General features: G+C 38.1%; 6 protein-coding genes. 3 read left to right on the top strand and 3 right to left on the bottom strand.

The window, feature by feature from the left end; all coding sequences use genetic code 11:
• Positions 1-1,437 (top strand): TonB-dependent receptor (locus Q8907_10085; protein MDP4274615.1); only part of this gene is annotated, 1,437 nt, incomplete at its 5' end.
• A gap of 13 nt (positions 1,438-1,450) precedes the next feature.
• Entirely contained in the window at positions 1,451-3,106 is a 1,656-nt protein-coding gene (locus Q8907_10080) for a RagB/SusD family nutrient uptake outer membrane protein (GenBank protein MDP4274614.1), read from the top strand.
• A 96-nt stretch (positions 3,107-3,202) separates the two neighbouring features.
• On the opposite strand, the gene Q8907_10075 is transcribed toward Q8907_10080, so the two are convergent.
• The 3 genes from Q8907_10075 to Q8907_10065 form a co-directional block, all read right to left on the bottom strand.
• Positions 3,203-4,366: a hypothetical protein gene (locus Q8907_10075; GenBank protein MDP4274613.1), complete on the bottom strand. Its 1,164-nt coding sequence runs from the start codon at positions 4,364-4,366 to the stop codon at positions 3,203-3,205.
• Between the two features lie 84 nt (positions 4,367-4,450).
• Complete coding sequence (locus Q8907_10070) at positions 4,451-4,921, bottom strand: hypothetical protein (GenBank protein MDP4274612.1); 471 nt, start codon at positions 4,919-4,921, stop codon at positions 4,451-4,453.
• 47 nt (positions 4,922-4,968) lie between these two features.
• Positions 4,969-5,904 (bottom strand): bile acid:sodium symporter family protein, encoded by a 936-nt coding sequence (locus Q8907_10065; GenBank protein ID MDP4274611.1) that lies wholly within the window; start codon positions 5,902-5,904, stop codon positions 4,969-4,971.
• 205 nt (positions 5,905-6,109) lie between these two features.
• Here Q8907_10065 and kdsA point away from each other — a divergent pair, with 205 nt between their 5' ends.
• Positions 6,110-6,943, top strand: coding sequence for a 3-deoxy-8-phosphooctulonate synthase (gene kdsA, locus Q8907_10060; protein MDP4274610.1), 834 nt, complete (start codon positions 6,110-6,112; stop codon positions 6,941-6,943).
• Positions 6,944-7,699: the final 756 nt, after the last annotated feature.

The raw sequence follows: 7,699 nt of genomic DNA, 5'->3' as shown, positions 1-7,699 counted from the left end.
GCTGCAAGGGCAAATTATTCCTATAAAGGGAAATATCTTGCAACCGCTTCGATCAGGGAAGATGGTTCCTCCAAGCTGGCCGAGGGCCATAAATGGGCATCCTTCCCTTCAGCTTCGGTCGCCTGGAGGGTTTCTGAAGAATCCTTTATGGAATCGTTTAAAAATATTCTTTCTAATTTGAAGTTCCGTTTAAGTTTGGGTTATACCGGTAATAATAATATCAACCCCTTTCTCACCCAGTTGCTTGCTAACAAGTCTACTTATTATAATTTCGGATCAACCGATGCTTTAGGCGTAGGAATTGGTTCTCTTGTCAGTCAGGAGTTAACCTGGGAAAAAACCCGTGAGTTTAATTTGGGTATAGATATGGGGTTTTTGAATAACCGGATTGATATGACCGTGGATCTGTATAACCGTTTATCTACAGGATTGTTACAGAACCGAACTTTGCCACTTGAATCAGGTGGTGGAACAATGACCGATAACCTGGGCTCTGTGTTGAATAAGGGGATAGAATTAACCCTGAATGCCAATATTATTGATAACAGTAATTTAAAATGGAATATAGGCGCTGCATTTACAGCAAACAGGAATAAAATTAAAAACCTCTTTGGAATTACCACTCCCGGTTATATTTATATCAACAGCAACACCCAAAAATGGATGGTGGGTGAGAACATAAATTCGATATATGGTTATGTTTATGATGGAGTATGGACAGCCGATGATATCCTTGCTGCTATTGCCAGTAAAGATCCCCGTGTAATCAATAAATCTGGCGTTGTAATTGCCAGGGAAGGACAGGCCCGTATCAAGGATTTCGATGGTAATGGGATAGATGCCAGTGACCGCAGAATTCAGGGGCATTCTGATCCGGACTGGACGGCAGGTTTGACAACCATGCTGACATTTAAGGGATTTGATTTCTCAATGAATGTTTATATGGCTCAGGGAATGACCGTATTTTCTCCTTTCATGGAAGAATTTACCAATTACAATGACCGCGGACGTCAGAAACTTAAAATGGATTATTATATTCCTAAAGGAGCTTATATACTTGGTGATGATGGCTATTTTTCTGTTCAACAAACAGCTCACAATTATCAGGGACGCCCCATGGTTTATACTGATAATGGCAGCAAAGCCAACTGTGGCCCCTATTGGCATAATGGAAAAGAAACGGCCAATGAAATGCCAGGTTGTTGGGTTGACGCTTCTTACCTGAAAGTTCGGAATATAATGCTGGGGTATACCTTACCTAAATCGTTTATGAATATTCTGAAATTGAATACTATACGTCTTTATTGTAATGTGTTAAATCCTTTTGTCTCCACAAATTATGAGGGTTTCGATCCCGAATGGGCCGGTGCTACTATGGGAAAAGATAACGGACCTGCAACAGTAACCTATCAGTTTGGAGTTAATGTTAAATTTTAATTAGTCAATCGATATGAAAAAAATAATATATATAACATTGGTTGCGGCTTTCTTTCTTGCGGGATGCACTGATTTCCTGACAGAGGATAATAAATCGAATCCGGATGCTGCAACTTATTACAAAACGAAATCCGGCTATGAATCTTTGATTAATGCATGCTATTCTACCCTACGCGATCTGTATGGCAGCGACAATAATATTGAAATGTTTGTTGCCGGGACCGACATTTTTAAAGTTGGCAGGGCAGGCTTGCTTTCCCAAGGCCTGGGCAACTATCAGAATCTTACTCCGGCGGATAATTCGGTAAAAACATTTTATACTACCGTTTATCAGGGTATTAAAAGATGCAATGATGCCATCTATTATGGTGAAACCTATGGACAAGATTCCGTAAGAATTGCTGAAGCAAGATTTTTAAGGGCATTTTATTATTTTCATTTGATTCAGCAATTTGGTGATGTGGCATTGGTCCAAGATAGATTGACTTCTCCAATTACCAACTATCCCAGGACTCCGGCCTCAGATGTTTATAATTTCATTATCAGCGAGATGAAGGATGCCCTGTCGAAACTTCCTGCAACAGCTGCCAACCGGGTAAATAAGAGGGTGGTAAATCATTACCTGGCTATGGTTTATCTCACCCGTGGTTATGAAACTTATGGCTCTGCCTCAGATTTTCAATCGGCTGTTGATTATGCTACAACTGCTATTAATAATCAGAAACTGACATTGCCTTTCGACGGTAAGACTGGAATTTTCTTCCCGGGTAATGAAAAGAATGCGGAAAGTATTTTCTCGGTTCAATATAGCCCTACTTCCTTGGCAAATGTGACCAGTGGAAATCCTCAATCAGCTTATTATGGTGCCTATCTGGGAGGTTCTGACGGAGCTGCGATTGACGGGATGCCCTATATGAACACCAGACTAAAACCTACCATGCGCCTTTATAACCTGTTGGCAGCTGATCCGAATGATACCCGTTTCGCCGGTACTTTTATGCAGGAATTATATGGAACCGTATCAACGGGAAAATGCAGTTATTATTCTTATTTCAAAAAATTTGATACCCGCTCAACTTTGGAGGTTTTGATGTATTATCCTAAACCCGGTGCCACCCAACTCGATGTAAACGCCTGGATAGCCGTTAATCCGGCAAAGCGGTCGGCTGCAACTATAAAATGGCCGGGAACCAATAATTGGGAAAAGAATGATCTGGATAAAGATTTTCCATGCATCAAGAAATTTTCGGATCCTGATCAACCTTTTAATACCACCGGCAGCCGTCGGGATATTTTCCTGGCCCGTCTGGCTGAAACCTATTTGTTACGTGCTGAAGCATATATCAAACTGACAGGCCATCAGGCTGAAGCTGCAGCCGATATCAATGCATTGCGCACACGAGCCGGTGCAGCCAATATTACTGCAACTGATGCAACTATTGATTATATTCTGGATGAAAGGGCCCGCGAATTTGCCGGGGAATATAACCGTTGGTACGATTTGAAGCGTACCGGCAAACTGGTTGAATACGTTTCAAAATACAATCCGGATGTACCAAGCGATGCCAATATGAAGGGCTCTGACGGCCAATATAAGATTCTCCGGCCAATACCTCAGGATGCCATCGGATTAAATTCTGCCCAGATTAAACAGAATCCGGGATATTAATTTAAAACAGGTTCTGATTGATAAAAGAGGGTAGCTCATTTCGAGTTACCCTCTTTTATCTGAAAATTTTAGATATTTGGTCTAATACCTTTAATGTTAAAAAACAGATTTAATGGTTTGAATATCTGTTCCTAAAAGCTTTTGAGTTATTTTGTCAAGTTCCTTTTCATTACCTTCAAAGTGATAAATTCTTTGAAGATGAGTGATCGATTTTCCTGGCTCAAGTTGGGCGGCAGGAGAGGAGCTTTCAATTTCATAAAATGGCCCCATCTGGCTGCCATCTTCAAGTGGCCCATCATTGTATGCATTCATGACATCCCCTGAGTAGGGATCCTTTTGTATCTCCCATTTTGAATTTACATATTCGGCCGGATGCTCGGGCAAACGGCAGAATAAAATGGTAAGGGCAGAGTTTTTTGCATCATAACTGGCTACAATTCCTTTTGTACGCAGTGGAGATAAACCGATTTTACTTCTGAATTTTCCGTCTGCTTTAAGAAATATGAATCCATTGGAAACTTTCAACCTGTTTTCAGGTATTTCACCAAAATAATCAGCATTTACAACCTTTCCCAAATCCTTATCATTACCGGATTTGAATGGGGCAAAGATGACCACATCAGGCGAGGGTACCATCATTGAAAGCATCCAGATAGACATTAAGCCGTTTTGTTTAATCCAGGGATTTTTTCCTGTGTTGGTCACTTTGTTTTCCGATTCATAGGATACACTCTTTATTGAAGAACCTGGTTGGATTGAAGCAAAATCCTCTGTTTCCGATGCAGTAAGAATTTTAATGTTCCTCTCAATTTTAATATCGAATGAATTACCGGAATAATTGATCAGCTGAACTTGTTTCTTCAGTGAAATTTCCCGGCTGTTTTGACTGACAATTTCAAAGCTTTCTGTATCGAATTCCTTGGGTACAAACCAATTATCAAAAATCTGTTCGGTTCCTTTTTTAAAGTAAAAGGAGAACTGGCCTCCTTCCGGGCCGAGCCATAGCCGTTCTTCTCCTCCGAAAGCATTGATATGCCCGGCTTTTTTGCCTGAGTCTATTAATTTATAATTTATCCACCCATAACTAAATCCATCTGCATTATTTGCCGTACTGGTCAAGACTCTTCCCTGCCATGCGGGAATAACCATTATTTGAGCCCCGGATGAATTGTCTTTTAAAATGACAGGCTCAATGTTGTGTTGTCTCAAAAATTGCAGGTCATAACCAAAACTTCCTTGCGGAAAAATAGAATGATTCATTTAATAATTAGTTTTTTTAGTAGGATTGATTAAAATTTTTATGAACAGGATTTTTGTTTTACTGATTGTTAGATGATCCTATTTTTATTCATCTTCATCTTCTTCAGGCCATAAAGGATTCCATTGTATTTCTGTAAGAATTCCATTTTCAAACCAGAAATTCAGTCCTGATTCATCAATGCTCAAAACTTTTTCATTAATGCCATCGTCTGGTGAAGAATCTTCCACTTCAATTTCACCTAATTCCATCTTTTCTAATTCTTCTACCACCTGGTCGAAATTCTTGCCAATTAATTGTTTGCCATCCAGAAGATAGTCGGGTGAACTGACTGAAATGGACGTTAATAGCCAGTCTTCAGCTTCCTCAAAGGAAATGGATATATCCAATTCATCATAATGCCAGGTTTCTGCCATGTCATTTTCTTCATCCGAAAGGGGATAAGTTTCCTTTTCACTAGGTTTGCCTGCTATCTGTTCCACTTCCTGCCGGGTCATGCCAAAAGTTATTGCATCTATACCACGGCCAATTTCAATGTTCTTCGATTGTTCTTTCATATTCAAAAAGATAAGTTATACGAGAAATTTTTTCTTTAAAAATATTGTTAATTCTTTATTGATTTTGCATAAGGAACAGGTTTAACTGGTCTTCTTGACCAAAACGAAGCCAAGGCCAGTCCTCCTATAATGTGCCATATTCCCCACCAAGCAACGACCAGCGTCATTCCTCCAAGATGCTTGAGATTAAAGAAGTTAAAAATAAGCACCAGACCCAATCCGGAATTTCTTATTCCGGCTTCTATGGATATAGCCCGGGAATCAGCTTGTGGAACTTTATAAAGCATGCTGTAAATATATCCGCTAAACAGAGCGGTAAAGTCCTGAATGAATACTATGATTACGATAAATCCCAAATAATGAATAAAGATATCAAAATTTGCGGAAAAGGCAATCACAATAAAGCCAATAAAAATAAGCATGGAAATGATTCTGATTGGTTTTTTTATGTTTTGGGTCAATTTGGGGAACTGATTTGAAAACCACAAGCCAATCATCATGGGAATGCCTAATAATAAAAGTACAGATTGGAACATTTCAAAGGGGCTGACACTTACTGCTCTGAAAATGTGATGAGTAGGAGGATATAAGCTGGCATAGAGGGCAAAATTGAAGGGAGTCATCACAATGGCCAATAGAGTGCTTATTCCGGTTATGCTTACCGAAAGTACAACATTCGCTTTGGCAATAGAAGATATAAAATTGGAAATATTCCCTCCCGGGCAGGCAGCAACCATCATCATTCCCAGGGCAATACTGGGCTGGGGACGAATGATGCATACAAGCAAGAAGGTTACCAGGGGAAGGACAATGAATTGTGAGCTCAGTCCTACAAATAAGGATTTGGGATTATGGAGAAGAGTTTTAAAATCGTCTGTTTTGATATTTAAAGCTACTCCAAACATGATAAAACCCAATAGGAAATTTAAAAGAGTGATATTGCTCTGATTGAAATTAATATGAAGTTCGTCAATTGCTGCCATTTTAAATTCTTTAAGGAGCAAAGAAAAACAAAATTTGACTTATTTCACATTATTCCTTTTAGGAATTCTGCACAGATTCCATGCAGTCAATTTTTCTGTCGTATTTATTTTGAATTCCAGAATCATGCAAAGGTTAATCAATGATGAGTATTATTTCAAAATTCAATAAAAATATGTAGGTTTGCATAAACATAAATTTTTGGCGATGAACTTTACAATTCCAAAATTAAAATATGCAGATACGGGTAATTTTTTCCTGCTGGCCGGTCCTTGCGTTATTGAAAGTGAAGAAATGGCTTTTACTATAGCCGGGCAAATTAAGGATATTACCGATCGTCTTCAGATTCCATGGATATTTAAAGGATCCTATAAAAAGGCAAATCGTTCCAGACTGGATTCTTTTATGGGAATCGGTGATAAAAAGGCTTTGGGGATCTTGCAAAAAGTAAGAGACAATTTTAATATTCCTGTTGTAACGGATATTCATACAGAACAGGAAGCCCTGCTTGCAGCCCAATATGTCGATGTCCTGCAGATTCCGGCATTTCTTTGCCGGCAAACAGAGTTACTTGTAGCTGCTGCCCGGACGGGTAAGGTAATTAATATTAAAAAAGGCCAGTTTTTGGCTCCCGAAGCTATGAAATTTGCGGCCGATAAAATTATGGAATCAGGAAATGAAAGCATTATGCTTACCGAAAGAGGAACAACTTTCGGGTATCAGGATTTGGTGGTCGATTATCGTGGAATTATTGAAATGAAAAAAACCGGATTGCCCGTGGTTCTTGATATAACCCATTCCCTTCAGCAACCGAATCAATCCTCCGGCGTGACGGGTGGCCGGCCCGATCTGATAGAAACCATTGGCAGGGCAGGAATTGCTGTCGGTGTTGACGGGATATTTATTGAAACCCACCCTGATCCTAAAAATGCAAAATCGGACGGTGCCAATATGCTACCCCTTGATAAACTCGAAAAATTACTTACCAAACTGGTGAAACTTAGAAAAACGGTTGTTGATATTGATAATCTTAAAGCTTGATTGATCGGTCTGCTATTAAATTTCAGGGTTTAATCAGCAGGATGGAAATTTTTTAAAAGGGTGAAACATTTATTTAATGTTTTACCCTTTTTTATGAGGTCATTTTTCTCTTCCTCAATGATCATTTATTCTCCTAACAAAAATAATTCCCTATTAATAATTTCAGAAAGATAATTGTCTGCAAAATCAATGCAGTTGAAGGTTTTAACGGTACCTGGTATTGATGTTCTGGAGAGTAGCAATTATATGCCCAATTTTTAAGTCATTTCAAAGCTTTCAAAATTAATATTGTGGTGAATAGTGATACAGGCTATTCTTATTGGTTGAAATTTTAATCGACTACAATGATATTGAAATTGAAAATTTTTCTGAACCTCAAATTTTAAAATGAATCCTATTTTATTTTATCCCCCCTTAAAATAGTTCCTCGCTTTTAATATTGCAATATTCTGATGCTCGCTTTCCTTTTTTGAAATAAATAAAATTTAAAGAAAAATCACCTTCATCCCTGTTTTTAACATTTACACGTATGTACTTTTTTAAGTAAAAGAATTACAAGGTGATATAATTTTTTGCTGCCTTGTAGAATAATCATAATGGAAGGGGATATTGAAGGAATAAGTTGGGAATGTAAAAGGGGGGTAATAAAAATATAAATAATATAATAATATAAATACACCTTAAAAATTAAGGTGTATTATTTAAAATAAATATAAATTATAATTTATACCCCTTAAAATTTGGTTTAGTAAAATC

It is taken from the genome of Bacteroidota bacterium (assembly GCA_030706565.1).
Classification (GTDB): domain Bacteria; phylum Bacteroidota; class Bacteroidia; order Bacteroidales; family JAUZOH01; genus JAUZOH01.
This window is presented reverse-complemented; position numbering and strand designations above follow the sequence as displayed.

Excerpts from the sequence above, each read along its gene's own strand:
- Q8907_10080 (MDP4274614.1), top strand. The coding sequence starts at position 1,451 with ATGAAAAAAATAATATATATAACATTGGTTGCGGCTTTCTTTCTTGCG.
- Q8907_10075 (MDP4274613.1), bottom strand. The coding sequence starts at position 4,366 with ATGAATCATTCTATTTTTCCGCAAGGAAGTTTTGGTTATGACCTGCAA.
- Q8907_10065 (MDP4274611.1), bottom strand. The coding sequence starts at position 5,904 with ATGGCAGCAATTGACGAACTTCATATTAATTTCAATCAGAGCAATATC.
- Q8907_10070 (MDP4274612.1), bottom strand. The coding sequence starts at position 4,921 with ATGAAAGAACAATCGAAGAACATTGAAATTGGCCGTGGTATAGATGCA.
- kdsA (MDP4274610.1), top strand. The coding sequence starts at position 6,110 with ATGAACTTTACAATTCCAAAATTAAAATATGCAGATACGGGTAATTTT.